Origin of the sequence: Aquicoccus sp. SU-CL01552, from assembly GCF_040365005.1 — a bacterium.
Classification (GTDB): Bacteria; Pseudomonadota; Alphaproteobacteria; order Rhodobacterales; family Rhodobacteraceae; genus Antarcticimicrobium.
Map to the genome: position 1 here is coordinate 19,099 of NZ_BAABWV010000008.1, position 25,375 is coordinate 44,473.

Annotated in this window: 25 protein-coding genes and 1 pseudogene; 18 read left to right on the top strand and 8 right to left on the bottom strand. The window is 66.3% G+C overall.

Going from position 1 to position 25,375, the window contains the following annotated elements; translation table 11 throughout:
* Position 1: 1 nt before the first annotated feature.
* From ABWV23_RS10595 to ABWV23_RS10645, 11 genes are all read left to right on the top strand, one after another.
* Positions 2-880, top strand: a complete 879-nt coding sequence (locus tag ABWV23_RS10595; RefSeq protein ID WP_353347461.1) for a hydrogenase expression/formation protein HupK — start codon at positions 2-4, stop codon at positions 878-880.
* Entirely contained in the window at positions 873-1,214 is a 342-nt protein-coding gene (hypA, locus tag ABWV23_RS10600) for a hydrogenase maturation nickel metallochaperone HypA (protein ID WP_353347463.1), read from the top strand. Before ABWV23_RS10595 ends, hypA begins: the two co-directional genes overlap by 8 nt.
* A complete protein-coding gene (hypB, locus tag ABWV23_RS10605; protein ID WP_353347465.1) occupies positions 1,214-2,059 on the top strand; it encodes a hydrogenase nickel incorporation protein HypB in 846 nt (281 codons plus the stop codon). The genes hypA and hypB overlap by 1 nt, the downstream gene beginning before the upstream one ends.
* A 3-nt stretch (positions 2,060-2,062) precedes the next feature.
* Positions 2,063-3,544 carry a sigma-54-dependent transcriptional regulator gene (locus ABWV23_RS10610; protein WP_353347467.1) on the top strand — a complete coding sequence of 494 codons (1,482 nt, stop codon included), beginning with the start codon at positions 2,063-2,065 and terminating at the stop codon, positions 3,542-3,544.
* A 3-nt stretch (positions 3,545-3,547) separates the two neighbouring features.
* Positions 3,548-3,838, top strand: a complete 291-nt coding sequence (hypC, locus tag ABWV23_RS10615) for a HypC/HybG/HupF family hydrogenase formation chaperone (protein ID WP_353347469.1) — start codon at positions 3,548-3,550, stop codon at positions 3,836-3,838.
* The gene (hypD, locus tag ABWV23_RS10620; protein WP_353347471.1) at positions 3,835-4,977 is read left to right on the top strand and encodes a hydrogenase formation protein HypD; all 1,143 of its coding nucleotides are present in this window, start codon (positions 3,835-3,837) and stop codon (positions 4,975-4,977) included. Before hypC ends, hypD begins: the two co-directional genes overlap by 4 nt.
* The gene (hypE, locus tag ABWV23_RS10625; protein WP_502901645.1) at positions 4,974-6,008 is read left to right on the top strand and encodes a hydrogenase expression/formation protein HypE; all 1,035 of its coding nucleotides are present in this window, start codon (positions 4,974-4,976) and stop codon (positions 6,006-6,008) included. The genes hypD and hypE overlap by 4 nt, the downstream gene beginning before the upstream one ends.
* A gap of 141 nt (positions 6,009-6,149) precedes the next feature.
* On the top strand, positions 6,150-7,043 hold the full coding sequence (locus ABWV23_RS10630; protein WP_353347475.1) for a hypothetical protein: 894 nt from the start codon (positions 6,150-6,152) through the stop codon (positions 7,041-7,043).
* A 189-nt stretch (positions 7,044-7,232) separates the two neighbouring features.
* Positions 7,233-8,204, top strand: coding sequence for a LysR family transcriptional regulator (locus ABWV23_RS10635; protein WP_353347477.1), 972 nt, complete (start codon positions 7,233-7,235; stop codon positions 8,202-8,204).
* 141 nt (positions 8,205-8,345) lie between these two features.
* The gene (locus ABWV23_RS10640; RefSeq protein ID WP_353347479.1) at positions 8,346-10,781 is read left to right on the top strand and encodes a GcvT family protein; all 2,436 of its coding nucleotides are present in this window, start codon (positions 8,346-8,348) and stop codon (positions 10,779-10,781) included.
* Between the two features lie 131 nt (positions 10,782-10,912).
* Entirely contained in the window at positions 10,913-11,992 is a 1,080-nt protein-coding gene (locus ABWV23_RS10645) for a tellurite resistance/C4-dicarboxylate transporter family protein (RefSeq protein WP_353347481.1), read from the top strand.
* An 8-nt stretch (positions 11,993-12,000) separates the two neighbouring features.
* Here the strand turns inward: ABWV23_RS10645 and ABWV23_RS10650 are convergent, their stop codons facing one another.
* The 4 genes and pseudogenes from ABWV23_RS10650 to ABWV23_RS10665 all read right to left on the bottom strand — a co-directional run bounded on the left by ABWV23_RS10650 (position 12,001) and on the right by ABWV23_RS10665 (position 14,693).
* Positions 12,001-12,261 carry a type II toxin-antitoxin system prevent-host-death family antitoxin gene (locus ABWV23_RS10650; RefSeq protein ID WP_353347483.1) on the bottom strand — a complete coding sequence of 87 codons (261 nt, stop codon included), beginning with the start codon at positions 12,259-12,261 and terminating at the stop codon, positions 12,001-12,003.
* 227 nt (positions 12,262-12,488) lie between these two features.
* Positions 12,489-13,514: a hypothetical protein gene (locus tag ABWV23_RS10655; protein ID WP_353347485.1), complete on the bottom strand. Its 1,026-nt coding sequence runs from the start codon at positions 13,512-13,514 to the stop codon at positions 12,489-12,491.
* 13 nt (positions 13,515-13,527) lie between these two features.
* The gene (gene greA / locus ABWV23_RS10660; RefSeq protein WP_353347487.1) at positions 13,528-13,998 is read right to left on the bottom strand and encodes a transcription elongation factor GreA; all 471 of its coding nucleotides are present in this window, start codon (positions 13,996-13,998) and stop codon (positions 13,528-13,530) included.
* A 300-nt stretch (positions 13,999-14,298) separates the two neighbouring features.
* Positions 14,299-14,693, bottom strand: a pseudogene (locus ABWV23_RS10665) (VOC family protein).
* Between the two features lie 86 nt (positions 14,694-14,779).
* Here ABWV23_RS10665 and soxR point away from each other — a divergent pair.
* The 4 genes from soxR to ABWV23_RS10685 all read left to right on the top strand — a co-directional run bounded on the left by soxR (position 14,780) and on the right by ABWV23_RS10685 (position 19,646).
* Complete coding sequence (soxR, locus tag ABWV23_RS10670) at positions 14,780-15,235, top strand: redox-sensitive transcriptional activator SoxR (RefSeq protein WP_353347489.1); 456 nt, start codon at positions 14,780-14,782, stop codon at positions 15,233-15,235.
* Positions 15,236-15,373: 138 nt separating this feature from the next.
* Positions 15,374-17,023 carry an electron transfer flavoprotein-ubiquinone oxidoreductase gene (locus ABWV23_RS10675; protein ID WP_353347491.1) on the top strand — a complete coding sequence of 550 codons (1,650 nt, stop codon included), beginning with the start codon at positions 15,374-15,376 and terminating at the stop codon, positions 17,021-17,023.
* Positions 17,024-17,122: 99 nt separating this feature from the next.
* Positions 17,123-18,838, top strand: a complete 1,716-nt coding sequence (locus ABWV23_RS10680; protein ID WP_353347493.1) for a tetratricopeptide repeat protein — start codon at positions 17,123-17,125, stop codon at positions 18,836-18,838.
* Positions 18,828-19,646: a 4-(cytidine 5'-diphospho)-2-C-methyl-D-erythritol kinase gene (locus tag ABWV23_RS10685; protein WP_353347495.1), complete on the top strand. Its 819-nt coding sequence runs from the start codon at positions 18,828-18,830 to the stop codon at positions 19,644-19,646. The genes ABWV23_RS10680 and ABWV23_RS10685 overlap by 11 nt, the downstream gene beginning before the upstream one ends.
* 40 nt (positions 19,647-19,686) lie before the next feature.
* On the opposite strand, the gene ABWV23_RS10690 is transcribed toward ABWV23_RS10685, so the two are convergent.
* Positions 19,687-20,673, bottom strand: a complete 987-nt coding sequence (locus ABWV23_RS10690; RefSeq protein WP_502901646.1) for a polyprenyl synthetase family protein — start codon at positions 20,671-20,673, stop codon at positions 19,687-19,689.
* 68 nt (positions 20,674-20,741) lie between these two features.
* On the opposite strand from ABWV23_RS10690, the gene ABWV23_RS10695 reads away from it, so the two are divergent.
* From ABWV23_RS10695 to ABWV23_RS10705, 3 genes are all read left to right on the top strand, one after another.
* Positions 20,742-20,957, top strand: coding sequence for a putative signal transducing protein (locus ABWV23_RS10695; protein WP_353347499.1), 216 nt, complete (start codon positions 20,742-20,744; stop codon positions 20,955-20,957).
* Positions 20,954-21,721 (top strand): tRNA1(Val) (adenine(37)-N6)-methyltransferase, encoded by a 768-nt coding sequence (locus ABWV23_RS10700; protein WP_353347501.1) that lies wholly within the window; start codon positions 20,954-20,956, stop codon positions 21,719-21,721. The genes ABWV23_RS10695 and ABWV23_RS10700 overlap by 4 nt, the downstream gene beginning before the upstream one ends.
* Positions 21,722-21,840: 119 nt before the next feature.
* The gene (locus tag ABWV23_RS10705) at positions 21,841-22,005 is read left to right on the top strand and encodes a YdcH family protein (protein ID WP_353347503.1); all 165 of its coding nucleotides are present in this window, start codon (positions 21,841-21,843) and stop codon (positions 22,003-22,005) included.
* A 196-nt stretch (positions 22,006-22,201) separates the two neighbouring features.
* Here the strand turns inward: ABWV23_RS10705 and phbB are convergent, their stop codons facing one another.
* The 3 genes from phbB to ABWV23_RS10720 form a co-directional block, all read right to left on the bottom strand.
* A complete protein-coding gene (gene phbB, locus ABWV23_RS10710) occupies positions 22,202-22,924 on the bottom strand; it encodes an acetoacetyl-CoA reductase (protein WP_353347505.1) in 723 nt (240 codons plus the stop codon).
* A gap of 187 nt (positions 22,925-23,111) precedes the next feature.
* Positions 23,112-24,287: an acetyl-CoA C-acetyltransferase gene (locus tag ABWV23_RS10715; protein WP_353347507.1), complete on the bottom strand. Its 1,176-nt coding sequence runs from the start codon at positions 24,285-24,287 to the stop codon at positions 23,112-23,114.
* A 217-nt stretch (positions 24,288-24,504) separates the two neighbouring features.
* A complete protein-coding gene (locus ABWV23_RS10720) occupies positions 24,505-25,353 on the bottom strand; it encodes an EAL domain-containing protein (protein ID WP_353347509.1) in 849 nt (282 codons plus the stop codon).
* Between the last annotated feature and the right edge of the window lie 22 nt (positions 25,354-25,375).

A 25,375-nucleotide genomic window follows, 5' to 3' on the forward strand; every position in this document is an offset into this window, starting at 1 on the left:
GATGCTGGACCGCGCCGATATCCCCTCTGGCCGGGTCCGGGCGATCGCCCCCGAGCCGCTGCCGGTCTCGGCGATGATGCGCGGCAAGCCGGTGGCGGAGGTGGTGGATCTTCTGCCGCGCCTGTTCAACCTGTGCCGCGGTGCGCAGGCCACCGCGCTTAACCTGGCGCTTGGGCTTGAGGGGGCAGGCGACGACATGCTGGTGCAGGAGATCCGCAACGATCATCTTCTGCGCCTCGCCATCGTGCTGCCGCAGCGCCTCGGGCTGGACCGGCTGGCGGTCCCCTTCAACGATCCCGCCCAATTGCCAAACGCGCTCTTCGGCGCCCCGACCCTGCCCGACAACGCCGTCGAGTTCGATGACTTCCTGCGCGGCGATAGCGGTATCGCGCCGATCCTGCGCGCCATTCGCGACCGTTTCGCCCCGGGTGAGGCAACTTGTCCCCAACTGCCCCCGGTCGGGGCGGACATGACCCTGAACGCGGCGGAAAACAGCGTTGCGGCCCGACACCTCGACCACCCGATCCTGTGTCATGTCGAGGCGCAGTTCGGGCGCGGGCCGTACTGGCGCGTCACCGCGCGGGCGGTCGATCTGGATGCGCTTCTGCACGGTGACCTGCCCGCCCCGCGTCTGGTCGCGCCCCACACGGCGGTGGTCCCGGCCGCGCGGGGGCAATACATGGTGCGGGCACGGGCCGAGGCCGGGCGCATCACCGATCTGCACCGCATCACCCCCACCGATCACATGCTGGCACCGGGCGGCATTCTGGAGCACTCTCTGGCAACATTGCCTGCGTCGAAACACGACCAGGCCGCGCTGTTGGTCGATATTCTCGACCCCTGCGTGCCGATCCGGCTGGAAGGTTTGACCGATGCATGAAATGTCCCTGTGCGAAGGCATCCGGCAGGTGATCGACGACCACGCCCGCACCGATGGGTTCAAGGCCGTGAAATGCGTGCGACTGGAGATCGGCGCGTTTTCGGGCGTCGAGAAACCGGCACTGGAGTTCGCCTTCGACGTGGTGATGCGCGGCGGCCCGGCCGAGGGCGCGCGGCTGGTGATGATCGATCTGCCCGGGCGCGCGATGTGTTACGACTGTATCAAGGAGGTCGAGATCGAGGCCCGCCTCGATCCCTGCCCGGACTGTGGTGGCGGACGGCTGATGCCGGTCGCCGGCGAAGAAATGAGAATCAAGGATCTGGAGGTCATCTGATGTGTACGGTTTGCGGCTGCGGCGACAGCACGGTCGAGGGGCATGATCACGCCCACGATCATTCCCATCCCCACGATCATAATCACGATCATGGACATCATCACCATCCCGACGCAAGCGACCTGCATTTCGGCCACGGTCCCGCCGGGGTCGAGGTCGCCGGCATGAGCCAGGAGCGTCTGGTCCAGATCGAAACCGACATCCTCGCCAAGAACGACCGCTATGCAGATGCAAACCGCCGGACGCTGGCCGGTCTCGGCGCCTTTGCCATCAACCTCGTCTCCTCGCCCGGCTCGGGCAAGACCACGCTCTTGTGCAAGACCATCGAGGCGCTGGGCGATCACCCCCTCGCGGTGATCGAGGGCGATCAGCAAACCGCCAACGACGCCGACCGCATCCGCGCCACCGGGGCGCAGGCGGTGCAGGTCAACACCGGCAAGGGCTGCCACCTGGACGGCCACATGGTCGGCCACGCGATGGAGCATCTGTCGCTGGGCGAGGGCGGTTTCCTGTTCATCGAGAACGTCGGCAACCTCGTCTGCCCCGCCGGCTTCGATCTGGGCGAGGATTGCAAGGTCGCGATCCTCTCGGTGACCGAGGGCGAGGACAAGCCGCTGAAATACCCCGACATGTTCACCGCCTCGCGGCTGGCGCTGCTCAACAAGGTCGATCTCGCGCCCCATTGCGACGTGGATCTCGACCTCTACGAGGCCAACCTGCGCCGGGTGAACCCCGCCATCGAGGTGATCCGCGTCTCGGCCCGCACCGGCGAGGGCATGGGCAACTGGCTGAACTGGCTGAACGGGGCGCTCACGCGCAAAGCCGGGCGCGCGGCGGCGGAATAGACCATGGCCGAGACACTCCCCTCCATCCTGCTGGTCGATGACGAGGTGCATTCGCTGAACGCCATGCGCATGGCGCTGGAGGATGATTTCGAGTGTCTCACCGCCCTCAACGCCGATGAGGCCACCCGGCTGATGGAAGAGAACTTCGTCCAGGTGATCTTCTGCGACCAGCGGATGCCGGGCCGGTCCGGGGTGGAGTTCCTGAAAGAGGTGCGCGACCGCTGGCCGGAAACCGTGCGCATCATCATCACCGGCTATACCGAGACCAGCGACATGATCGCCGCGATCAACGAGGCCGGGATCTATCAGTTCCTGACCAAGCCCTGGCATCCCGATCACCTGGTGATGAGCGCCAAGAACGCCGCCGACCTGTTCCGCCTGAACCGCGATCACGAGCGGATGTCGCTGGAAATGCGCTATCTGTCGCGCAACGTGGAAACCAAGCTGGAGGAACAGCGCAAGGCCCTGCGCGAGGGGCTGGGGTTCGAGAACGTGCTGCGCTCGCCCAATTCGCCGATGAACGCGGTGATCGCCCAGGCCCGCCAGTTCGCCAGCTTCGACGTGCCGGTGATGATCATCGGCGCGCCCGGCACCGGCAAGACCGCGCTGGCCCGCGCCATCCACTACAGCTCGCTGCGTTCCGACCGCCCGTTTCACGAGATCAACTGCACCGGCGTCGACGACGAGATCCTCGAGATCGAACTGTTCGGCGCCCGTCGCGGTGCGCTGCACGGCCAGCAGGGCCATAAACCGGGATTGCTGCAAAAGGCCGATCGCGGCACGCTGTTCATCAACGGCATCGCCGAACTCTCCCCGCGTATGCAACTGGCGCTATTGCGGGTGGCGACCGAGGGGCGGTTCCGCCCGCTGGGCAGCCATGAAGAGTTTCGAACCGACGTGCGCCTGCTCACCGGCAGCAGCCGCGACCTGCGCGCCGAGGTGGCCGCCAACCGCTATCGCTCCGATCTCTACTATGCACTGGCGCGGGCGACCCTGGTGGTGCCGCCGCTCAGCGAACGGCGCAGCGACATCGCCATCCTGGCGCAAAGCCTGCTGTTCGATGCCGCCTCGGCCCATGGCAAGCCGGTGCACGGGCTGTCCGAGGACGCGGTGCAGTTCCTCGAGAACCACGACTGGCCCGGTAACCTGCGCGAGTTGGAGAACGAGGTGATGCGCATGCTGATCTTCTCGCAGGACAGCGTGCTGGGCCCCGAGCTGATCTCGCGCCACATCCTGCAGGCCGCGCCCGGGCGCGAGGAGGGCGTCGATCCCTCGACCGACCGGGTGCTTACCGGCTCCGGCACGCTCAAGGACCGGGTCGAATGGATCGAGACCCGCATCCTGCGCGAGACCCTGACCCGGCTGAAATGGAACAAGAGCCGCGCCGCGGCCGAGCTTGGCCTCAGTCGGGTCGGCCTGCGCGCCAAGATCGAACGCTATGGCATCGCCGAACCCGGCAAGGCCAGCCAGCCAGAGGAGGACTGAACCATGTGCCTGGGCATTCCCGGTCAGATAACCGAAGTGACCGATGCCGCGCGGATGATGGCCGTGGCCGATGTCTCCGGCGTGCGGCGTGCGGTCAACGTCGCCCCGATCGCCGACGGCCCGCTCGACGGGCTGGTCGGCAAATGGGCGCTGATCCACGTCGGTTTCGCCATGGCCGTCATCGACGAGGACGAGGCCGAGAAAACGCTCGAGGCCCTGCGCGGGCTGGGCGAGGCGCAGGAAACGCTCGAGGCGATGGCCGCCGGACAGGCCGCATTGGAGGGACGGACATGAAATACGCCGAGGAATTCCGCGACCCGGTGGCGGCCAGGGCGCTGCTGGCCGAGATCGCCCGGGTCAGCGACCAGATCGGCGCCACCGCCGAGAAGCCCATCCACATCATGGAGATCTGCGGCGGTCACACCCACGCCATCTTCCGCTATGGTCTCGACAAGCTGACCCCGCCGGGGATCGAGTTCATCCACGGCCCCGGCTGCCCGGTCTGCGTCCTGCCGATGAGCCGGGTCGACGAATGCGTCGAACTGGCCGAACAGCCCGGCGTGATCTTCACCACCTTCGGCGACGCCATGCGCGTGCCCGGAACCCGCAAGAGCCTGCTTCAGGCCAAGGCCGACGGCGCCGATATCCGCATGGTCTATTCCCCGCTCGACGCGCTGGAACTGGCTCGGCGCAACCCCGACAGAGAGGTGATCTTCTTCGGCCTCGGGTTCGAGACGACGACCCCCTCGACCGCCTTCTCGATCCAGCAGGCCGCTGCCGAGGGGCTGGAGAACTTCAGCGTGTTCTGCAACCACATCACCGTGCCGCCGCCGATCAAGGCGCTGCTCGACGATCCGCACATGGTGCTCGACGGTTTTGTCGGGCCGGGGCATGTCTCGATGGTGATCGGCATCCACCCCTATGACTTCATCGCGCGCGACTATGGCAAGCCCATCGTCGTTGCCGGGTTCGAACCGCTGGACCTGCTGCAATCGGTGCTGATGGTGCTGCAACAGATCCGCGAGGGCCGCGCCGAGGTGCAGAACCAGTACGCCCGCGTGGTGCCCGAACATGGCAACCCGGCCTCGCTCGCGGCGATCGAGGATGTCTACACCCCGCGCCCCAGCTTCGAATGGCGCGGGCTGGGCGAGATCGACGCCAGCGGGCTGCGCATTCGCGACAGCTACGCCCGCTTCGACGCCGAGGTGAAATTCGGTATCGGTTACGCCGCCGGCCCCCGCCACGTCGAAGAGGTCGAGGGCTGCGAATGCGGCGCGGTGATGACCGGCCGGATCAAGCCGACGGGATGCCCGCAATTCGGACGCGGCTGCACCCCCGAGATGCCGCTGGGCGCGCTGATGGTCAGCTCCGAGGGCGCCTGTGCCGCCTACTACCAATACGGCGGCGCCCGTGCCCCGGAGGCGGCGGAATGAACGCGATGAACAGACCCGAACAACGTGTCGTGACGCTGGCCCACGGTGGCGGCGGCAAGGCGATGCGCGACCTGATCGAGACGGTCTTCACCGCCACCTTTCAGCCTGACGCGATGGAGGACCAGGCCCGGCTGATGGATGCCGCGCTTCAGGAACCCGGTGCGCGGCTCGCCTTCACCACCGACAGTTTCGTGGTCGACCCGGTCGAGTTTCCCGGCGGCGACATCGGCAAGATCGCGGTCTGCGGCACCGTCAACGATCTGGCCGTCGGCGGCGCGCGGCCGCTCTGGCTCTCGGCGGCCTTCATCATCGAGGAGGGCACCGAGATCGCCCTGCTGGAACGCGTCGTCGCCTCGATGAAATCCGAGGCGGACAAGGCCGGCGTGCGGATCGTCACCGGCGACACCAAGGTCGTCGGGCGCGGCATGGCCGACAAGCTCTTCGTCACCACCTCGGGCGTCGGGGTGATCCCGGCGGGCCGCGAGCTGGCCGCGACACAGGTGCGCCCGGGCGATGTCGCCATCGTCAACGGCGTGCTGGGCGACCACGGCGCCGCGATCCTCGCCGCGCGCGGCGACATGGCGCTCTCGGCCGAGATCCCCTCGGATTGCCAGGGGCTGGGCCATCTGATAGAGGCCGTCATCTCCGCCGCCCCCGGCGCCCGCGCCGCGCGGGACGCCACCCGCGGCGGCCTCGCCTCGGCCCTGAACGAGATCGCCGAGGCCGCCGGCGTCGGCATCGAGATCGAAGAAACCGCCCTGCCGCTGCGCCCCGAGGTCCGGGGCATGTGCGAGATCCTCGGCCTCGACCCGCTCTACCTCGCCAACGAGGGTACACTGGTGGTCTTCGTCCCCGAGGACGAGGCCCCGGCGGCCCTGCTGGCGATGCGCACCGTCGCGGCCGGACGCGGCGCCACGATCATCGGCCGCGCCACCCCCGACCAGCCCGGCCGCGTGACCATGCGCACCCTGTTCGGCGGTGCCCGCATCGTCGACATGCTGGTGGGCGAACAATTGCCGCGCATCTGCTGACCCGCTGACCCAAGCGGGGCGGGGCGACCGGCAGCCAGCCCATTGCACTTCGTGGTGCAGCCTTCGACGAAATCCCTTGTCGTTGCGAAGGCATGTTGAGCAAAGGCTCCCGCAGAAATCTTCGGGAGCCTTACATGCTTGATGTCCGCTCAGCGGGACTTAGCCGCCGTTCGCTGCTTCTGCGCCAATGTCGGCTTCAAGACCACTGTCGAAAATGCAGTGCATGCCACGTCAAATGGTCTTCGCGATTGGAGTACGACGCTTTTGCCTGCTAGCTTCGAAGTGGTTTGCGTGAAAGGCAAGTTTGACGGAGGAGACTGGATGCTATTTGGTAGGGGCCGCCAGAGAGGCGTCGAACAAGAGCTGGCGCCATACGCGAACTTCGTAGTAAAGAAGGTCGCCCCCTTCCTATCCGTTCAGCGTGACGCAATCTTGGACACTGCCAGAAAGTCATTTCCGAAGGGGATGTACGAAAGCGGCGCCGAGCGCGCCTTGATCAATTATGGTCACGCCACGGCGCAAATGGTTGCCGTTGCATTAGCTGCTGCCGCAAGAAGCGCAACTGGCAGAGAGCTGTCCGAAATCGAGTACGGTGATTGCGCGCTAGCGGCGCAGTTTTTGATGCGAATCCCACTTAGAGGTCATGATGAGGCTATCGACAACATAGTCGGTGAATGGATCACAGCGTTCGAAACCGACTTGCATTACCTTGTGTTCGCCAACGAAAACGAGTCCGTTCCTGATCTGATCGAGCAAGGTAACGAACGTTACTTACACTATGAGGAGCACGTCGACGCAAAACTGCCGGAAGCGTACTTTTTCCTGCTCGCCAAAGTGCTACTGCAAAGAGAAAAGGGTGAATGGGAGCCATATCGACTCTTGGACCCCATGCTTGGACCAAGCCCAATCCTACTGGCGACCTTCGACGCCGCTTGGGACGATATCGGAAGTATGATCCAACATTGGATGGATACAGTGCAGGAAGTGCAAAAGGAGGCTGACAAAAACGGTCTAGAAGTTTGGAGTTGGTGGTAGCAGCAGACGTTCATGAACTTCGCAGCATCCGTCACTTTGGGCTCGGAGCGGACACTGCGCTCCGAGCCTCGGTATCTTTCGCCAGTACCACGAAGTGCCAAGGGCTGGGACGGCAGTCCCCCTCCAATTTGACTCCCCCCGCCCCAGCGCCGACAGTTCCCCTGATCGCGAAACTGCCGGAGCCCTCCCATGCCGTTGCCAAAGCTCTCTCTCCAGGTGTTCGAGGCCTTCGAGCAGGTGGCGCGGACCGGCTCGATGCAGCTGGCCGCGCGCGAGATGGGGTTGTCGATCTCCTCGGTCTCGCATCACGTTGCCCGGCTCGAGGAGGAATTGGGCGTGGTCCTGCTCGACCGGTCCTCGCGTCCTTTTGAGCTGACGCGTGAGGGTCGGGAGGCGCTGCATCACCTCTCCGCCGGGCTGCAACATCTGCGCCGCGCCACCAGCGAGACCGCCGTCGGCGGGCTGCTGGGCGCCCGGTCGCTGCGGATCGGCATCGTCGAGGATTTCGAAAGCAACGTGGCGCCGGAACTGGCCGTCGCCCTCGCCGGGCGGATGCCGCGCGCGCGACTGGCGATCAGCACCGTGCTCAGCCACGAGGCCCCCGAGCGCCTGCGCGGCGGCAAGCTCGAGGTCGCCGTCGCCGCCGAGACCGGGGATCTGCCCGGCGACATCCTGGCAGACCCGATCCTGCGCGATCCCTTCCTGGTCGCCATGCCGCGCGGGATCGAGGCCGACGCGGCGGACCTGTTGCATGGTCGGGCCGACCTGCCGTTCCTGCGCTTCAATACCGCCCACCTGATCGGCCGGCAGGTCGATGCGCATCTGTCCCGCAATCGCATTGCGCTGCCCGACCGCTTCACCTTTGACAGCGTGCAGTCGATCATGGCGGTGATCGCCAATGGCGACGGCTGGGCGATCCTCACCCCGCTGGGCTTCCTGCGCGCCCAGAGATACGCGCCGCAGGTCCGGCTGCAGCCGCTGCCGATGAGCACCTTTGCGCGCCACATCTCGCTGCTGTCGCGGCGCGATTTCGACCAACCCACCGCCGGCGCCATCGCCGGGCTGATCCGCGACAGCGTCCGCCGGCTGGCGATCGACCCGATCACCCGCAGCCATCCCTGGCTGGCCGAGGGGTTCACCGTGCTGGAGCCGGGGGGCTGAGTGGTGGCGGGCGACCCAAACTCCGCGATTTTCCGAACAACAGATCCGGGAATCCCGGAACTCCTGCATTTCCTTTGACCTTTGCCGTGCCGCCGCTCTGATGGGCGGGACAGCAGCGGGCAAGCGACGAAGGAGACAGCGATGCGGGACCAGGCAAGGGTAGTGGTGATCGGCGGCGGGATCGCGGGATGTTCGGCGCTCTATCACCTGACGCAAGAGGGCTGGACCGACGTCATGCTGATCGAGCGGGACGAGCTCACCTCCGGCACCACATGGCACTCTGCCGCGCAGGTGACCAATTTCGGCATGACCCAGACCATGGTCGGCCTGAAAAGCCATTCGATCGCCCTTTACAAGGAGTTGCGCGACGATCCCGAGTACCCGGTCGGCTACAACCACGGTGACGGCGGCATCCGCCTCGCCAATACCGAGGCGCAGATGGACGGCTATCGCCACTTTGCCTCGATGGCCCGCGGCATGGGCGTGGAGTTCGAGGTGATCGACGCGGCCGAATGCGCCCGCCGCCACCCGCTGATCTCCACCGACAACCTGCTGGGTGGGCTCTGGGATCCCACCGACGGCCATATCGACCCGGCGCAACTGTGCCAGGCGCTGGCCCGCCGCGCCCGCCTTGCCGGGGCCGAGGTCAACCGCCACACCCCGGTGACCGGGCTGACCCAGCACCCCGACAGCACATGGACCGTGCACACCGAAAAGGGCGACGTGAGGGCCGAGATCGTCGTCAACGCCGGCGGCTACCGCTGCAACGAGATCGGCGCGATGATGGGGGTCAGCCACCCGGTCGCCTCGATGGAGCACCAGTATTTCCTGACCGAGGACATCCCCGCCATCGCCGAGGCCGGCCACCGGATGCCGCTGCTGCGCTGCCCGATCAGCGATTACTACTGCCGGCAGGAAAAGGGCGGGCTGCTGCTGGGCTTCTACGAACAGGGCTGCCGCACCTGGGGCATGGACGGGATTGACCCGAAATTCACCAACGATCTCTGCCCCGACGACCTCGACCGGGTGACCGACGTGCTCGAGGGGGCCTTTGCCCGGATGCCCGCGCTGATGGAGACCGGCATCCGCTCCATCGTCAACGGCCCGATCACCTATACCATCGACGGCGCGCCGCTGGTCGGCCCGATCCCGGGCAAGCGCAATGCCTTCTGCATCATCGGGTTGCGTGCCGGGCTGGGCGAGGGCGGCGGCCACGGCTGGCTGCTGGCCCAGCAGATCGTGCACGGCGAGGCACAGTATGACACCTGGGTCATCGACCCGCGCCGCTTCACCGGCCACGCCACGGTGGAACTCACTGCGCTCAAGGCGATCGAGGATTACCAGAACGAATTCCGCTTTCACTTCCCGCACGAACACCGCCCCGCCGGCCGCCCGATGAAGACCACGCCGCTGACCCCGCTGCTGGCCGCCGAGGGGGCCGAGTTCGGCACCGTCAACGGGTGGGAGCGGGTGGATTACATCAAGCCCACGCCCGATTTCTCCGAAACCCTCGGATTTCGCTTCAACGAGGTGCACGACCTGGTCGCACAGGAGGTCGCCGCCGTCGCCACGTCCGTCGGCCTGACCGAGGTCTCCGGCTTCAACCGCTTCGAGCTGACCGGCAAGGACGTCCACGGCTTCCTCGACCGGATGCTCTGTGGCCGGGTGACGAAAAAGCCGGGCCGCGTCGGGCTGGGTTACCTGCTGAACCATCACGGCATGCTCAAGACCGAGGCGACCATCGCCAATATCCCTGCCTCGGATCGCGGGCCTGACCGGGTCTGGTACGGCTCTGCCGCGGCCTCGGAATACCACGACATGGACTGGCTCACCGCGCATCTGCGCCCGGCCGAGGATGTCACCATCCGCTCGCTGACCAACGCCCAGACCATCCTCGTGCTGGCCGGCCCCAGGGCGCGCGACGTGCTCTCGGCGGCGGCGCGCGGCGACTGGTCGCGCGAGGCTTTCCCCTGGCTCTCGCTGCGCGAGGCCCATATCGGCATCGCCCCCGCCACCGTGCTCGGCGTCAGCTTCTCGGGCGAACTGGCCTATGAGATCCACGTCCCGAACGAGAGCCTGCACGCCGCCTATCTTGCCTTGCGCAAGGCGGGCGAGGCGCACGGGCTGCGCCTCTTCGGCGCGCGGGCGGTGGATTCGATGCGGCTCGAAAAAGGCTTCCTGCATTGGAAGGCCGACCTCCTGACCGAGTTCGACCCCTTCGAGACCGGGCTTGACCGCTTCGTCAAGCTCGACAAGGGGGACTTCATCGGCAAGCCGGCCCTGCTCGAACGGGTGGAAAACGGCCCGCGCCGCAAACTGGTGACGCTTGCGGTCGAAACCTCGGAGGCCCCCGCCCACGGTGGCGCCTCGCTGGTCGCGGATGGCAAAATCGTCGGCACCGTCACCTCGGGCGATTGGGGCCATCGCACCGGCCTCAACCTGGCCTATGCCTTTGTCGCGCCGGAGGTCGCTCAGGAGGGGACCGAGATGACCGTCGATATCCTCGGTGAACCCGTCCCCGCCCGCGTCATCCCCGCCTCGCCCTACGATCCGGGGTTCGACCGTATGCGGGCCTGACCCCCACCACACGCCCCCTCTGCGGCGAAAGGCGGCAGCGCCGGGTGCAAATAGGTAAAGACGGTACCCATTCCTGCCGCTACGCTACCCCCGACAGGATAATCGGAGGCTCACGAGGGAGGAGGGGGCCGATGGGGACCCAGCCCGCAAGACAAGACGCCCGCGCCCCGCTCAGGGATTTGCTGGCGGCGCAGGTGCGTACCCTGTTGCCGGCCAGTTTCGGCATGGTCATGGCGACCGGCATCGTCTCGCTCGCCTCCAGCCAGATCGGGCTGCGCCCGCTTGCCTTGGGGCTTTTCGCCATCGCCTGCCTGTCCTACGCGATCCTCTGGACCCTCACGGCGTTCCGGCTCATCTACCATCCCCGCGCGGTGTTCCTCGACGTGATCGACCATCTGCGCGGCCCGGGGTTTTTCACCAAGGTCGCAGCCACCGGCATCCTCGGCAGCGAGGCTTTGTTGCTGTTTCAGGCCCGGACCCCCGCCTTTGCCCTGTGGTTCCTTGCCGTCGGCCTGTGGCTTCTGCTCACCTACACGATCTTCACCGCCCTGACGGTGAAAGAGGAAAAACCCTCACTCGAAACCGGGATTTCCGGCGCATGGCTGCTCGCGGTGGTCTCGACCCAGTCGATTGCCGTGCTGTCCGCCCTGTTGGCGGCGCATGTGGAACAGCCGCTGCGCCTCGACCTCAATTTCCTCGCCCTGTCCATGTGGCTCTGGGGCGGGATGCTTTACATCTGGATGATGTCGCTGATCTTCTACCGCTACACCTTCTTCCGGTTCTCGCCCGGCGACCTCTCGCCGCCCTACTGGATCAACATGGGGGCGATGGCGATCTCGACGCTGGCGGGGTCGCTGCTGATCCGCAATACCGCCGACGCCTGGTTCCTGAATTCCATCGCGCCGTTTCTCAAGGGCTTCACCATCTTCTACTGGGCGACGGGAACATGGTGGATTCCGATGCTGCTGATCCTCGGGATCTGGCGGCATGTCTACAAAAGGTTCCCGTTCCGCTATGACCCGCTCTACTGGGGCGCGGTCTTTCCCATCGGCATGTACGCCGTCGCCACCAACGCGATGAGCGCCGCGCTCGGCTTCGGGTTCCTCGATCCGCTGGCGCGGCTGTTTTCCTACGCCGCGATCGTGGTTTGGACGGTGACCTTCCTCGCCTTCCTGCGCGCCACGCTGGCCCGTTTCGGATCGGCGCGCTGAGCCGGCTTTCAGTCGCGCTCCCGCTCCAACGCCGCCAACCCTTCCTTCACGATCCGCCAGCGCATCAGCTCCTGCGCCACCTGCCAGGCCTTGTACTCCATGCTGCGGGTGCTGGCGGTGTCCAGCAGGGTCAGTTCCGCCATCGGCACCAGCCCGGCGACCTCGCGACCGCTGCGGGTGATCACCACCCGGTCGCCATCGCGGGCCACCGCCTGCACGTAACCGCCCAGCCTGTCGCGCAACTGGCTGATCGGGCAAAGATGGATCATCGGCGGCCTCCCCGGGTGAATGCGTCTCGCGGCGCGGAATCGGACAGGCGCAGGCTGGTGGCATCGGGTTAACCGGCGGCTAAGGCGGCGCGCGCTGGGGGCGGTGTTCACCGGCTGGCAAGGAAGCTTGTACAAAACGGCCCGCAAATCCCCCAAAGAGGCGGATCGGATGGTTTTTCCGGGTGTCTGATTTGTACGAAACGGGGGGTAAATCCCCCGATGCGCGATCAGTCGAAGGTGCCCGCCACCCGGCCCAGCAGCATGAAGGCGCGCGCCGTCCGCGTCTCGGCCAGCGCGGTGATCTCCTCGTCGCTGGCCTGTTCGGCGAACTCCGCGAACGACTGGTCGAACCGCCGCAGGAAGTGATGCGCCGCATCGCGAAAGATCGGGTCCTGCTTCATCCGCGCCGCGCTCAGCGCCAGCGAAGAGCGGTCCCGCACACCTCCCAGCGCCGCCACCGCGCGGCCGCGCGCGCCCTGGGCGAACTGGCGCCAGACCTCGGGCCGCGCCCGGTCGGGCGACAGGTCATCCATATATATGCCGTCCTGGCTGAGCAGGGTCAGCACATCTTGTGCCGCCTGGATCAGTTGGGCCGCCTTGCGATCCTTCAGCGCGCGGCGCAGCGCGGCAAATCCGTCCTCGTCCTCGGCGGTTTCGGGGAAATGCAGGGCGCGGATGAAATCCGCGTGCGGCAGCGGCGGGCTCAGCGCCTCGGCCGGGGTGCCCAGTTCCAGCGCGCCCTGGTCCTCGCCCTCCGGCGCGGCAGCGGCGGCGGCCTGCACCACCTGCCGCGTCGCCTCGGCCGCCCGGCTGGAATGGAACACCGCCAGCGCCGCCTCGGTCTTGCGCGCCGTCTCCGCGATCTCCTCCAGCTTCTTTTTCACCGAAGCATCCTGCTGCGTCGCCCCGCGCTGCTGCTGCGCGATCTGCGCCTGGCGGATCGCGTCGATGGCGGTTTGCAGCCTGCGGCTTTCCTCGCGCATCACCCGGCTGGCGCGGGCAGCGGTAGCAGCGACCCAGATCATCGCCACCGGCAGGAACACCGCGAGCAGCGTGATGATGAAGCGCAGCCCGTCGATCCCGCCCCCCGCGGGCGCCGCGAACAGGAACGCCACCGCGCCCAATAGCCATAGCACGCTGAGCGCAAGGGCGGTCAGCTCGATGCCGGTGACCTGCGGCCGGCTGGGCCGGTCGTACATGCCCAGCGGCGTGTTCAGCGCCTTGTCCGGGTCGGGGGAGGGGCCGGCGGCCATATTGCGCGCTCCGTCAGGCGTAGATGATCTTGAGGATCTCGTAGGACCGCTCGCCGCCCGGCGTGCGCACCTCGACACTGTCGCCTTCTTCCTTGCCGATCAGCGCCCGTGCGATGGGCGACTTGATGTTCAGCAGGCCGTTCTCGATGTCGGCTTCCTGCTCACCCACGATCTTCCAGGTCTTCTCGGCGTCGGTGTCCTCGTCGACCAGGGTCACGGTGGCGCCGAACTTGATCGGACCCGACAGCTTGGCCGGGTCGATCACCTCGGCCAGCGACAGCAGCCCCTCGATCTCCTTGATGCGCCCCTCGATGAAGGACTGTTTCTCGCGCGCCGAGTGATACTCGGCGTTCTCCGACAGGTCGCCATGCTCGCGCGCCTCGGCGATCGCCTTGATGATCGCGGGGCGCTCGACCGACTTCAGGTTCTTCAGTTCCGCCTCGAGCGCAGCGTGGCCCGCCGGCGTCATCGGGATTTTTTCCATCTTGTCCATCCACGCAAAAGTTATTCGCCCCGCCGCACGATGCAGCGGGGCGAGCGATTGGGCTGGCGAATACCTGACTCAATCCCGGCGCCGATTTCAAGGGGGGACAGGTCATCTGTCCACAGGCATTTCCCGCATGTGGCCGGATTCCGCCATGAAATCCGGCGGCCGGGGCGAGAGTGACCGGCAGGCGCCCGCGTCCCGCACGGTCACCTTGGGTGGCGGATTCGCCCGTCCGGCCAGGTGATGACCGCAGGAGAACGGCGCGGCGAGATCCCGCCGCCGGCAAGCCACAACAGATCAATCATCGTAATGCACCACCTCGAACTCGATCCCGTCCGAATCGCGAAAGTAGAACCGGCGGCCCGGTTCGTAGTCGCCGTAGTTGTGCGGCACGAACCCGGCGGCCTTGACCCGCGCCTCGGTCGCGTCGAGATCCTCCACCACGACGCCGACATGGTTCAGCCCGCCGATCACGCCATAGCTGGTCCGGCCCGCCTCCGGCCCGCCTCCGGCGGGGTCTTGGGACGGTAGAGCGCGAGGTAATCCTCTTTGCCGCCCACATGCACGGTATAGCCGCCGTTCAGCGCCGGCCCCGACCATCGAACGCTCCAGCCGAAGATGTCGCCCATCCAGGCGGCGGTGGTGTCGGGATCGACGACGGTGAAATTCGTGTGTTCCAGGGTTGCGGTCATCGGGTCGTCCTTTCGATTTTTGTCCTTGACCCGACCTTGTGTAATTTCTCAACCTAACTTTAGGTCAAGCTATTTCGGAGGATGACATGAAACCACCTGCCGGTTTGCCGATCGGGGCGTTGGCGCGACGTACCGGGCTCGCGGTCTCGGCGATCCGCTACTACGAGGAGCAAGGGCTGCTCACGCCCTGGCGCAATGCCGGTGGCCAACGGCGGTTCGCCCGGGCCGACATTCGCCGTCTGAGTTTTGTCCGGATCGCTCAGCAGTTCGGCTTTACCCTGCCGGAAATCCGCGCCCTGCTGGGCGAACTGCCCGGCGGGCGGGCGCCCACGCCGCAGGATTGGTCGCGGATCGCCGAACGGTTCCGCGCCCGGCTGGACCAGCGAATCGAAACCCTGCAGAAACTGCGGGACAACCTGGACGGCTGTATCGGCTGCGGCTGCCTGTCGCTGCCCAAATGCGCGCTCTACAATCCCGGCGACCGGGCCGGCCAAAAGGGCAGCGGGCCACGCTATCTCATGGGGGACAAACCGGAAATCTGACCCATGCGCCTTTTCTGCGCCGCAGCGGATTTACGCGGTGTTTCGATTGACCTCGCCCGGTGACAAAGGGTATTCAGCCGCGAAAGAAAATTGCCCCCGAGCTCGGGTTGACAGACAGATTTAGCCAGGGAGCCCCTGATGGCCGAGATAGAACGCGAAGCGATGGAATACGACGTGGTGATCGTTGGGGCCGGCCCCGCGGGCCTGTCGGCAGCGATCCGTCTGAAGCAGCTTGACGCCGACCTGAACGTGGTCGTGCTGGAAAAGGGCTCGGAGGTGGGCGCACATATCCTGTCGGGCGCGGTGCTGGACCCCTGCGGGCTGGATGCGCTGATCCCCGACTGGAAGGAAAAGGGCGCGCCGCTGAACGTCCCGGTCAAGGAAGACAACTTCTACATGCTGGGCGAGGCGGGCAAGATCCGCGTGCCCAACTGGCCGATGCCGCCGCTGATGAACAACCACGGAAATTACATCGTCTCGATGGGCAATGTCTGCCGCTGGATGGCCGAACAGGCCGAGGAGATGGGCGTGGAAATCTTCCCCGGCATGGCCTGCTCCGAGCTGGTCTATGGTGACGGGGGCGAGGTCAAGGGCGTGGTCGCGGGCGAGTTCGGCAAGAACCCCGATGGCACCCCCGGCCCCTCGTACGAGCCGGGGATGGAATTGCACGGCAAGTATGTCTTCCTCTCCGAGGGGGTGCGCGGATCGCTCTCCAAGGAGGTGATCGCCAAGTACGACCTGTCCAAGGGCCACTGCCCGCAGAAATTCGGGTTGGGCATGAAGGAGATCTGGGAGATCGACCCGGCCAAGCACCGCGAGGGTACCGTCACCCACACGATGGGCTGGCCTCTGGGCAGCAACGCCGGTGGCGGGTCTTTCATTTATCACCTTGAAAACAATCAGGTTTACGTGGGATTCGTGGTCCACCTGAACTACGAGAACCCCTATCTCTTCCCCTATATGGAGTTCCAGCGCTTCAAGCATCACCCGATCGTCGCCGACCTGCTCGAGGGAGGCAAACGGGTGGCTTATGGCGCCCGCGCGATCTCCGAGGGAGGCTGGCAGTCGATGCCGAAAATGGTGGCGCCGGGCGTTGCCTTGCTGGGCTGCTCGGTGGGCATGGTCAACGTGCCGCGCATCAAGGGCAACCACAACGCCATGCTCTCGGGCAAGGCGGCGGCCGAGGCGGCGCATGCGGCGATCAAGGCCGACCGCTCGGGTGACGAACTTGCCGAATACGAGACCGAAGTGCGCCAGGGCGCCATCGGCCAGGACCTGAAAAAGGTCCGCAACGTCAAGCCGATGTGGTCGAAATGGGGCCTGATGCCCTCGCTGGCGCTGGGCGGTCTGGACATGTGGACCAACACGCTGGGCTTTTCGCTGTTCGGCACCCTGCGCCACGGCAAGTCCGATGCCGCGGCCACCGGCGAGGCGGCGAAGTTCAAGCCGATCGACTATCCCAAGCCGGATGGCAAGATCAGCTTTGACCGGCTGACCAACGTCAGCTTCTCCTTTACCAACCACGAGGAAGAGCAGCCCTGTCATCTGCAACTGAAGGACGCCAGCGTGCCGATCGGCGTGAACCTGCCGAAATACGCCGAGCCGGCGCAGCGCTACTGCCCGGCAGGGGTTTACGAGGTGGTCGAGGAAGAGGGCAAGGATCCGCGGTTCGTCATCAACTTCCAGAACTGCGTGCACTGCAAGACCTGCGACATCAAGGACCCCAGCCAGAACATCAACTGGACGACGCCGCAGGGCGGTGACGGGCCGAATTACCCGAACATGTAACGAAATGGTGCAATGGCGCGGTCGCGACCGGTCGCGCCATTGCCCTTGCCTGCGGGAGGGCCTAGCTTGAAGGCGCTCCAGCAGAAGAGGCAGGTTTTTGTGAAATCCCTAGTTCGTCGCGCGGCCGCCGCCGTATTGGCCGCATCCATTGCCTTTCCCGCGCCGGTTTTGGCGCAATCGGGCGCCGGGTCGTACCTGGCCGGGCGTCATGCCTTGTTCGAGAGCGATTTCGCGCAGGCCGCCAGCTATTTCTCGCGCGCGCTCAGTGCCGATGCCGACAATCCCGGGCTGATGGAGAACGTGATCATCTCGCAACTGGCGCTTGGCCGGATCGAACGCGCGTTGCCGGTGGCCCAGAAGATGAGCGCCGCCGGGCTGAAGAACCAGGCCGCGCACATGGTGATCGCCGCCGACCGGATCGCGCGGGGCGAGTTCGCGCCGCTGATCGAGGCCGACGCGGATGCCGGTGGCATCGGCCCGTTGGTTGACGGGCTGCTGGCGGCCTGGGCGCATATGGGCGTCGGCTCGGTCTCCGAGGCGCTGGCGCAGTTCGACCGCGTCGCCGAAGAGAACGGGCTGCGCAGCTTCGCGCTCTATCACAAGGCGCTGGCGCTGGCGACGGTGGGCGATTTCGAGGGCGCCGAGGCGATCTATGCCGACCGGCAGTCGGGCCTGAGCGGGCTGTCGCGGCGCGCGGTGATCGCGCGGGCGCAAATCCTGTCGCAACTGGGCCGGAACGCCGATGCGCTGGAAATGATGGCCGATGCCTTTGGCGCCAGCTTCGATCCCGGCCTGACGGCGGTGGCCGACCGGCTGGCGGCGGGCGAACAACTGCCGTTCGACCTGATCGGCAGCGTCCGCGATGGCATGGCCGAGGTGTTCTTTACCATCGGCGCCGCGCTGAAAGGCGAGGCGGCGGATGACTACGCCCTGATCTACGTGCGCATCGCCAATTACCTGCGCCCCGATCACATCGACGCGCTGTTGCTCAGCGCCGATCTCCTGGACGGGCTGGAGCAGTACGAACTGGCGGTCGAAACGTACAAACAGGTTCCCGCCGACAGCCCCGACCACCACGCCGCCGAACTGGGCCGCGCCGAAGCGCTGCGCCGGGCCGACAAGCCGGACGCCGCGATCGAAGTGCTGGAACAACTCGCGCGCAGCTACCCGACCCTGCCGGTGGTGCACAACGCGCTGGGCGACTTGCTGCGCCAGCAGGAGGACTACGCCGGGGCGGTCAAGGCCTATGACAAGGCGCTGGAATTCACCGAGGAGGGGGCGCCGACCCAGTGGTTCCTGCTCTATGCCCGGGGCATCAGCCTTGAGCGGTTGAAACGCTGGCCCGAGGCCGAGGCCGATTTTCGCCATGCGCTGGAGCTGAACCCGGACCAGCCGCAGGTGCTGAACTACCTTGGCTATTCGCTGGTCGAAAAGCAGGAAAAACTGGACGAGGCGCTGGGCATGATCGAGCGCGCGGTCGCGGCACAGCCCAACAGCGGCTTCATCGTCGATTCGCTGGGCTGGGTGCTGTTCCGCATGGGGCGCTATGACGAGGCCGTGGCCCACATGGAGACCGCGGTCGAGCTGATGCCGGTGGACCCGGTGGTGACCGATCACCTGGGCGATGTCTACTGGGCCGTGGGCCGCCACCGCGAGGCGGAGTTCCAGTGGAGGCGGGCGCTGTCCTTCATCGACCCCGAGGACACCGACGGCGAGGCCGACCCGGATCGCATCCGGCGCAAGCTCGAGGTGGGGCTGGACGTGGTCCTGGCCGAAGAGGGGGCCGATCCGCTCAAGGTGGCCAATGGCGACTGAGGTCGTCGCACCAGCCAAGATCAACCTGACCTTGCATGTCACCGGCCAGCGCGCCGATGGCTATCACCTGCTTGATTCGCTGGTGGTCTTTGCCGAGTTGGGCGACCGGCTGCGGCTTGACCGTGCCGACCGGATGTCGCTGCGGGTGACCGGGCGCTTTGCCAAGGGCGTGCCCGAGGACGCGCGCAACCTGGTCTGGCGCGCGGCGGAACTGGCCGGGGTCCGTCTGCGCATTGGACTGGACAAGGAGTTGCCGCACGGGGCGGGGATCGGCGGCGGATCATCGGATGCGGCGGCGGTGCTGCGGGTCTTCGGTGGCGAGGGGCGCGCGGTCGAGCTGGGGGCCGACGTTCCGGTCTGCCTGTCCGACGCGCCGCAGCAGATGCGTGGGATCGGTGACGCGTTGATCCAGGTTCCCGACGTGCCCGCGCTGCCGCTGGTGCTGGTCAACCCGGGGGTCCATGTGCCGACGCCAGAGGTCTTTCGGGCGTTGACGCGAAAAGACAACGCGGCGATGGGCGCGCTGCCACAAGAGCGGTCACGGGCCGCCTTCCTGTCCTGGCTGGGCGCGCAGCGCAACGATCTTGAGGCGCCGGCCATCGCGACCGCGCCGGACATCCGCGATGCGTTGCAGGCGCTTTGCGGAACGGCAGACTGCCGCCTTGCCCGGATGTCGGGATCTGGCGCCACCTGTTTCGGGATCTACGACAACGACACGGCGGCGCGAGAGGCCGCCGCGCGGATCGCTGCGGCGCATCCCGGCTGGTGGGTCCAGGCGACCCGCAGCATCGGCAGCGCAGCCGCCTGATCGTGGCGTGTGATCCGGGTGCCCCGTCGGGGCGCGGAGGTCACGACAGGCGGGACACCACGTAACCGGCCAGATCGTGCAGCATGTCGCGAATCTCGGACTCGGGCAGGGGGGCAAGCGCGGCCTGCGCCTTGGCGGCCCAGGATTCGGCATCGGCGCGGGTGGCGGTGAGCGTGTCGTATTTCGCCATCAATGCCAGCGCCTGTTCCAGGTCGCCCTCGTCCTGGCGGCCCTTCTCGATGGTGCGCTGCCAGAAGGCCTGTTCCTCGGGTGTTGCCTGGGCCACTGCCTTGATTACGGGCAAGGTCAGCTTGCGTTCGCGGAAATCGTCGCCGACGTTCTTGCCGGTGGTGCCGCTGTCTCCCTGGTAATCGAGCAGGTCGTCGGCGATCTGGAAGGCGATGCCGAGCGCGTCGCCATAGTCGAACAGCGCCTTTACCAGGTTTTCGGGGGCCTCGGCGATCACGCCGCCGACCTCGGTCGCGGCCGAGAACAGCGCCGCGGTCTTGCCGCGCACCACCTTGAGATAGACCTCTTCGTCGGTCTTCAGGTCGGTGGCGGCGGTCATCTGCAGCACCTCGCCCTCGGCGATGGTGGCCGAGGCGTTGGCGAGGATGTCGAGCACCCGCAGGCTGCCGGTTTCGACCATCAGTTGGAAGCTGCGCGAGAACAAGTAATCCCCCACCAGCACGCTGGACTTGTTGTCCCACAGCAGGTTGGCGGTGGGCCGCCCGCGGCGCTTTGCGCTTTCATCGACCACGTCGTCGTGCAGCAGTGTGGCGGTGTGGATGAACTCCACCGTCGCGGCCAGCCGGAGATGATGATCCCCTTGGTATCCGCAGAGCCGCGCCGCCGCCAGCGTCAGCATCGGGCGCAGCCGCTTGCCGCCGGCCTCGACCAGGTGGGCGGTGACCTCGGGGATGCGCGGGGCGTTTTCCGAGTGCATGCGGCTGCGAATCAGCCTGTCGACCCCGGCCATTTCCTCGGACAGCGTGGCGGAGAGCCGGTCATGCGGTTTGGTTGCCATGGGTTTGTTCATCGTGCGTGTTTCCAAAGGCTCGACATCCCCTGCGGCTTGCCCTTACATCCGGTGTCATGAAGGAACTTCTGCGCAGCACCGACCCGACCGTCATGGCCTTTGCCTCTGCCCTTCTTGAGGGCGAGGATATAGACTGCTTTCAAATGGACGTAAACATGAGCGTGCTCGAGGGCGGAATCGGGATTTTCCCACGCCGGATGATGGTTCGCGACGACGACCTTGACGCCGCGCTGCGGGTGATGCGGGACAACGACGTACCGCTGGGCCGGTGAGCGGATTCCCCGAAGACGATCTGAGCCGGGATGCCTTTCTTGGCGGACGGCTGTTCCTGTACCAGCCGCGCCGGGGCTACCGCGCGGGGGTCGACCCGGTGCTTTTGGCCGCGTCGGTGCCGGCCCGCGCGGGTCAATCGGTGCTGGAACTGGGCTGTGGCGTGGGGGCGGCGATCCTGTCGCTGGGGGCGCGGGTGCCGGGCCTGCGGCTGACCGGGGTCGAGGTGCAGCCGGGTTATGCCGATCTGGCGCGTCGCAATGCCGCGGCGAACGCGCTGGAGATGGAGGTGGTCTGCGCCGATCTGGTCGATCTGCCCGCCGCTCTGCGCCAAAGGCAATTCGACCATGTCATCGCCAATCCGCCCTATTTCCGCGCCGGGACCCATGTCTCGGCCGAGGATCCCGGGCGGCGCCTGGCGCTGGGAGAGCGGACGCCGCTGGAGGATTGGCAGGCGGTGGCGGCGCGGCGGTTGGCACCACGCGGGTACCTGCATTTGATCCAGCGCAGCGAGCGGCTGCCGGACCTTCTGGCGGGCTGTGCCGGGCGCCTGGGATCGCTCGAGGTGCTGCCATTGGCGGCACGGGCGGGGCGGGCGCCGGAGCTGGTGATCTTGCGCGCGCGCAAGGGCGGGCGGGGTGCCTTTCGCCTGCATGCGCCGGTGATTCTGCACGAGGGCGCGCGTCACGTTCGGGACGCGGATAGCTATCAAACGGAAATTGCGCAGGTTTTGCGTGCGGCTGCGGCCCTGCCTTGGCCGGGGTGACGGCGGCACATGAATCCGGCAAGAAGTCGCTTTTGTGACAAAATCACTGCGTCCGCAGCGTGACAGACGCTCCGTGATATGCTCAACTCGTCGGGCAAACTGTTCAGAGGAGGATTGCCATGACCGTGAGTTCGCACCTGATGGAACTTAAGCGGAAGCACGAACTCCTGAGTACTGAGGTCGACCAGGCCCAGCGCTCGCCCGGTGTGGACGCACTTCATGTGGCGTCCCTGAAGAAGCGCAAGCTCAAGCTGAAAGAGCAGATCGAACGTTTGTCGAGCTAGGCAAACAGCGCCGGCGACGGAATGACCGCGGCCGTCGGGACCGTGATCGTGTCCGGGACAGCTTCGGTCGTTTCAGTTCCTTTGCTCGCGCGGCTGTAATTTCTGGGGATCTGTGTTCGGGTTATCGCACCCGGGATTCAAAAAGGGCCGGCCCCGCGTGGGGCCGGCCCTGACGTTTCCGAGGTAAAGGCCAGACCTAGACGAAGAACTGGCCGCCGTTCGCGGTAATGGTGGAGCCGTTGACGAAGCCGGCGTCATCGGCGGCCAGGAACACCACGCAGCGGGCGATTTCCTCGGGCTCGCCCAACCGGCCGACGGGGATCTGCGCGATGATCGATTCGCGCACCTTTTCCGGGACCGCCATCACCATGTCAGTGGCGGTGTAGCCGGGACAGACTGCGTTGGCGGTGATGCCCTTGGCCGCGCCCTCCTGGGCCAGTGACTTGATGATGCCCAGATCGCCGGCCTTGGTGGCGGCATAGTTGACCTGGCCGAACTGGCCCTTTTGCCCGTTGATCGAGCTGATCACGATCACCCGGCCAAATCCACGTTCACGCATGCCCGGCCAGACCGGGTGCACGGTGTTGAACACGCCGCTGAGGTTGGTGTCGATCACCTGCTGCCACTGTTCCGGGGTCATCCGGTGGAACGGTGCGTCGCGGGTGATGCCGGCATTGGCGACGACAACGTCGATCGGACCCAGATCTTGCTCGACCTTGGCGATCCCTGCCTTGCTCTCCTCGTAGTCGCCGACATTCCACTTGTAGGTCTTGATGCCGGTTTCCTCGGTGAACTTGGCGGCGGCCTCATCATTGCCGGCATAGGTGGCGGCGACGGTGTAGCCGGCCGCTTTCAGGGCCTTGGACGTGGCCGCGCCGATGCCGCGAGTTCCGCCGGTGACGAGTGCTGTTCGTGCCATGGGTGGCTCCTTCAGTTGAAAAGTGGTCCGGTAACTCTGTTACTAATAATGTAACAAGCCCGCAATAAAGTGTCGCGGAGAAAATGGAGTAACGGTATTTTTCGTTGTTTGCCAAAGGGCGCTTTGCCGCAGTGAAAAAAAAAGGGGGCGCCCGAAGGCGCCCCCGAATATCGCGCGGTCGCGCAGGTTATGGGCGCTCGAGGCACATGGCCACGCCCATGCCGCCGCCGATGCAGAGCGTCGCGAGGCCCTTCTTGGCGTCGCGCCGCTTCATCTCGAACAGCAGGGTGTTCAGGATGCGGCAGCCCGAGGCGCCGATCGGGTGGCCGATGGCGATGGCGCCGCCGTTCACGTTCACGATCTCCGGGTCCCAGCCCATGTCCTTGTTCACCGCGCAGGCCTGCGCGGCAAAGGCTTCGTTCGCCTCGACCAGGTCGAGGTCGGCGGGTGTCCAGCCAGCCTTTTCCAGCGCCTTGCGCGAGGCCGGGATCGGGCCGGTGCCCATGATCGAGGGGTCGACGCCGGCGGTGGCATAAGAGGCGATGCGCGCCAGCGGTTCGATGCCGCGCTTCTCGGCCTCATCGGCGGTCATCAGCAGCACGGCGGCAGCGCCGTCGTTGAGGCCCGAGGCGTTGCCGGCGGTGACCGACCCGTCCTTGGTAAAGGCCGGGCGCAGCTTGGCCATGGCGGCGATGGTGGCGCCGTGGCGGACATATTCGTCCTTGTCCATCACGATCTCGCCCTTGCGGGTCTTGATGACAAAGGGAACGATCTCGTCGGCAAACTTGCCGGCCAGTTGCGCCGCCTCGGCCTTGTTCTGGCTGGCGACTGCGAATTCGTCCTGCATCTCGCGGGAAATCTGGAACTTCTCGGCCACGTTCTCGGCGGTCTGGCCCATGTGATAGCCGTTGAAGGCATCCCACAGACCGTCGCGGATCATGGTGTCGATATAGGTCATGTCGCCCATCTTGTGGCCGGCGCGAAGCGCGGCGGCGTGGGGCGCGAGGGTCATGTTTTCCTGGCCACCGGCGGCGATGATCGCCGCATCGCCAAGCTGGATGTGCTGTGCGCCCAGCGCAACCGCCCGCAGGCCGGAGCCGCAGACCTGGTTGAGGCCCCAGGCGGCGCTTTCGATCGGCAGGCCGGCGTTGATATGCGCCTGGCGGGCCGGGTTCTGGCCCTGAGCCGCGGTCAGCACCTGGCCGAGGATGGTTTCCGATACCTCCTCCTTGGCGATTCCGGCGCGCTCGACGATCGCCTCCAGAACGGCCGCGCCCAGCACGTGCGCCGGGGTGTTCGCGAACGATCCGCCAAAGCTCCCGACGCCGGTCCGCGCCGCCGATGCAATTACTACATTTGTCATGTGTTCCGGTCCTCTGCCATCAAACGGGCGGCCTCCTCCGAACGGCCATGCGGGCAGGCCCGTCTCTGCCACCCCGGGGGCCGCCGCCCCGATGCCCCCGGTGATACCGGATTGCTGCACCTGCAGCAACAGATGGCTGAGGCTTTGCACATCGAATTGAGATCCCGCCCTGTCAAAGGGGCGGGGCAGGGGGACAGGCCGGGGGGATGTGGCGGGATCAGCCGACGGCGCGCACGTCGGTTTTTTCTGCCCAGTCGGGGTTCACGGTGGGTGCCCCGAAGAAGTAGCCCTGCATGCAGTCGATCCCCAGTTTGACCAGGGTTTCGGCCTCGTCGCGGGTTTCCACGGCTTCGGCGATGGTCAGCATCTCGAACTCGCGTGCCATTGCAATCAGGGCCCGGACGGTGGCCTGGGCTTCGGGGTCGCGGTCCACGCTGCGAACGAACTGTCCGTCGATCTTGACCGCGTCAAAGAAGAAATCGCGAAAATGCCGGATATCGATGGCGCCGGAGCCGAAATCATCGAGGGCAAAGGCGATCCCGTAGCCCTGCAGGCGATCCATGAAGTCGGTCACCAGTTCCGGCACGGTCATGGCCGAGTGTTCGCTGATTTCCAGCACCAGCCGTTCGCCCAGGCGGGTATCGCGGCGCAGCGCGCGCTCCAGCGTGCGCATCCACTGACCAAAGCCGATCGACCGGGCGGACATGTTGATCGACAGCCGCAGCGTCCGGACCCGTGACAGCATTTGCAGCCCCATGTCGAGAGCGACACAGTCGATCTGGCGGCCGAGCTCGTTGGCCTCGACCGCCGGCATGAACTCCCGCGCCGGGATCACGCGGCCGGTGTCGTCGAGGATGCGGATCAGCCCCTCGTGGAACGCGGGCTTTCGCGATCCAGTGGCCTGCACCACCGGTTGAAAGGCGAGCAGGCATTGGCGGTGCTGAACAGCGGCGCGCACCATGTCCAGAGTTGCGGCGTCACGGTCGTGCACCGCGGACCGGAGCGGGCTGTCGCCGCCCTCGGGGATGTCGGCCCAGGGCCGCTCGGGGATATTCGGTCCGGTCATGTCGGTTTTGATTCCCATTGCA

Excerpts from the sequence above, each read along its gene's own strand:
- ABWV23_RS10715 (WP_353347507.1), bottom strand. The coding sequence starts at position 24,287 with ATGACAAATGTAGTAATTGCATCGGCGGCGCGGACCGGCGTCGGGAGC.
- ABWV23_RS10690 (WP_502901646.1), bottom strand. The coding sequence starts at position 20,673 with ATGGCAACCAAACCGCATGACCGGCTCTCCGCCACGCTGTCCGAGGAA.
- ABWV23_RS10595 (WP_353347461.1), top strand. The coding sequence starts at position 2 with ATGCTGGACCGCGCCGATATCCCCTCTGGCCGGGTCCGGGCGATCGCC.
- hypA (WP_353347463.1), top strand. The coding sequence starts at position 873 with ATGCATGAAATGTCCCTGTGCGAAGGCATCCGGCAGGTGATCGACGAC.
- ABWV23_RS10635 (WP_353347477.1), top strand. The coding sequence starts at position 7,233 with ATGCCGTTGCCAAAGCTCTCTCTCCAGGTGTTCGAGGCCTTCGAGCAG.
- hypC (WP_353347469.1), top strand. The coding sequence starts at position 3,548 with ATGTGCCTGGGCATTCCCGGTCAGATAACCGAAGTGACCGATGCCGCG.
- hypE (WP_502901645.1), top strand. The coding sequence starts at position 4,974 with ATGAACGCGATGAACAGACCCGAACAACGTGTCGTGACGCTGGCCCAC.
- ABWV23_RS10685 (WP_353347495.1), top strand. The coding sequence starts at position 18,828 with ATGGCGACTGAGGTCGTCGCACCAGCCAAGATCAACCTGACCTTGCAT.
- phbB (WP_353347505.1), bottom strand. The coding sequence starts at position 22,924 with ATGGCACGAACAGCACTCGTCACCGGCGGAACTCGCGGCATCGGCGCG.
- ABWV23_RS10645 (WP_353347481.1), top strand. The coding sequence starts at position 10,913 with ATGGGGACCCAGCCCGCAAGACAAGACGCCCGCGCCCCGCTCAGGGAT.
- ABWV23_RS10650 (WP_353347483.1), bottom strand. The coding sequence starts at position 12,261 with ATGATCCATCTTTGCCCGATCAGCCAGTTGCGCGACAGGCTGGGCGGT.
- ABWV23_RS10705 (WP_353347503.1), top strand. The coding sequence starts at position 21,841 with ATGACCGTGAGTTCGCACCTGATGGAACTTAAGCGGAAGCACGAACTC.
- greA (WP_353347487.1), bottom strand. The coding sequence starts at position 13,998 with ATGGAAAAAATCCCGATGACGCCGGCGGGCCACGCTGCGCTCGAGGCG.
- soxR (WP_353347489.1), top strand. The coding sequence starts at position 14,780 with ATGAAACCACCTGCCGGTTTGCCGATCGGGGCGTTGGCGCGACGTACC.
- hypD (WP_353347471.1), top strand. The coding sequence starts at position 3,835 with ATGAAATACGCCGAGGAATTCCGCGACCCGGTGGCGGCCAGGGCGCTG.
- ABWV23_RS10610 (WP_353347467.1), top strand. The coding sequence starts at position 2,063 with ATGGCCGAGACACTCCCCTCCATCCTGCTGGTCGATGACGAGGTGCAT.
- ABWV23_RS10720 (WP_353347509.1), bottom strand. The coding sequence starts at position 25,353 with ATGACCGGACCGAATATCCCCGAGCGGCCCTGGGCCGACATCCCCGAG.
- hypB (WP_353347465.1), top strand. The coding sequence starts at position 1,214 with ATGTGTACGGTTTGCGGCTGCGGCGACAGCACGGTCGAGGGGCATGAT.
- ABWV23_RS10655 (WP_353347485.1), bottom strand. The coding sequence starts at position 13,514 with ATGGCCGCCGGCCCCTCCCCCGACCCGGACAAGGCGCTGAACACGCCG.
- ABWV23_RS10630 (WP_353347475.1), top strand. The coding sequence starts at position 6,150 with ATGTCCGCTCAGCGGGACTTAGCCGCCGTTCGCTGCTTCTGCGCCAAT.
- ABWV23_RS10675 (WP_353347491.1), top strand. The coding sequence starts at position 15,374 with ATGGCCGAGATAGAACGCGAAGCGATGGAATACGACGTGGTGATCGTT.
- ABWV23_RS10640 (WP_353347479.1), top strand. The coding sequence starts at position 8,346 with ATGCGGGACCAGGCAAGGGTAGTGGTGATCGGCGGCGGGATCGCGGGA.
- ABWV23_RS10695 (WP_353347499.1), top strand. The coding sequence starts at position 20,742 with ATGAAGGAACTTCTGCGCAGCACCGACCCGACCGTCATGGCCTTTGCC.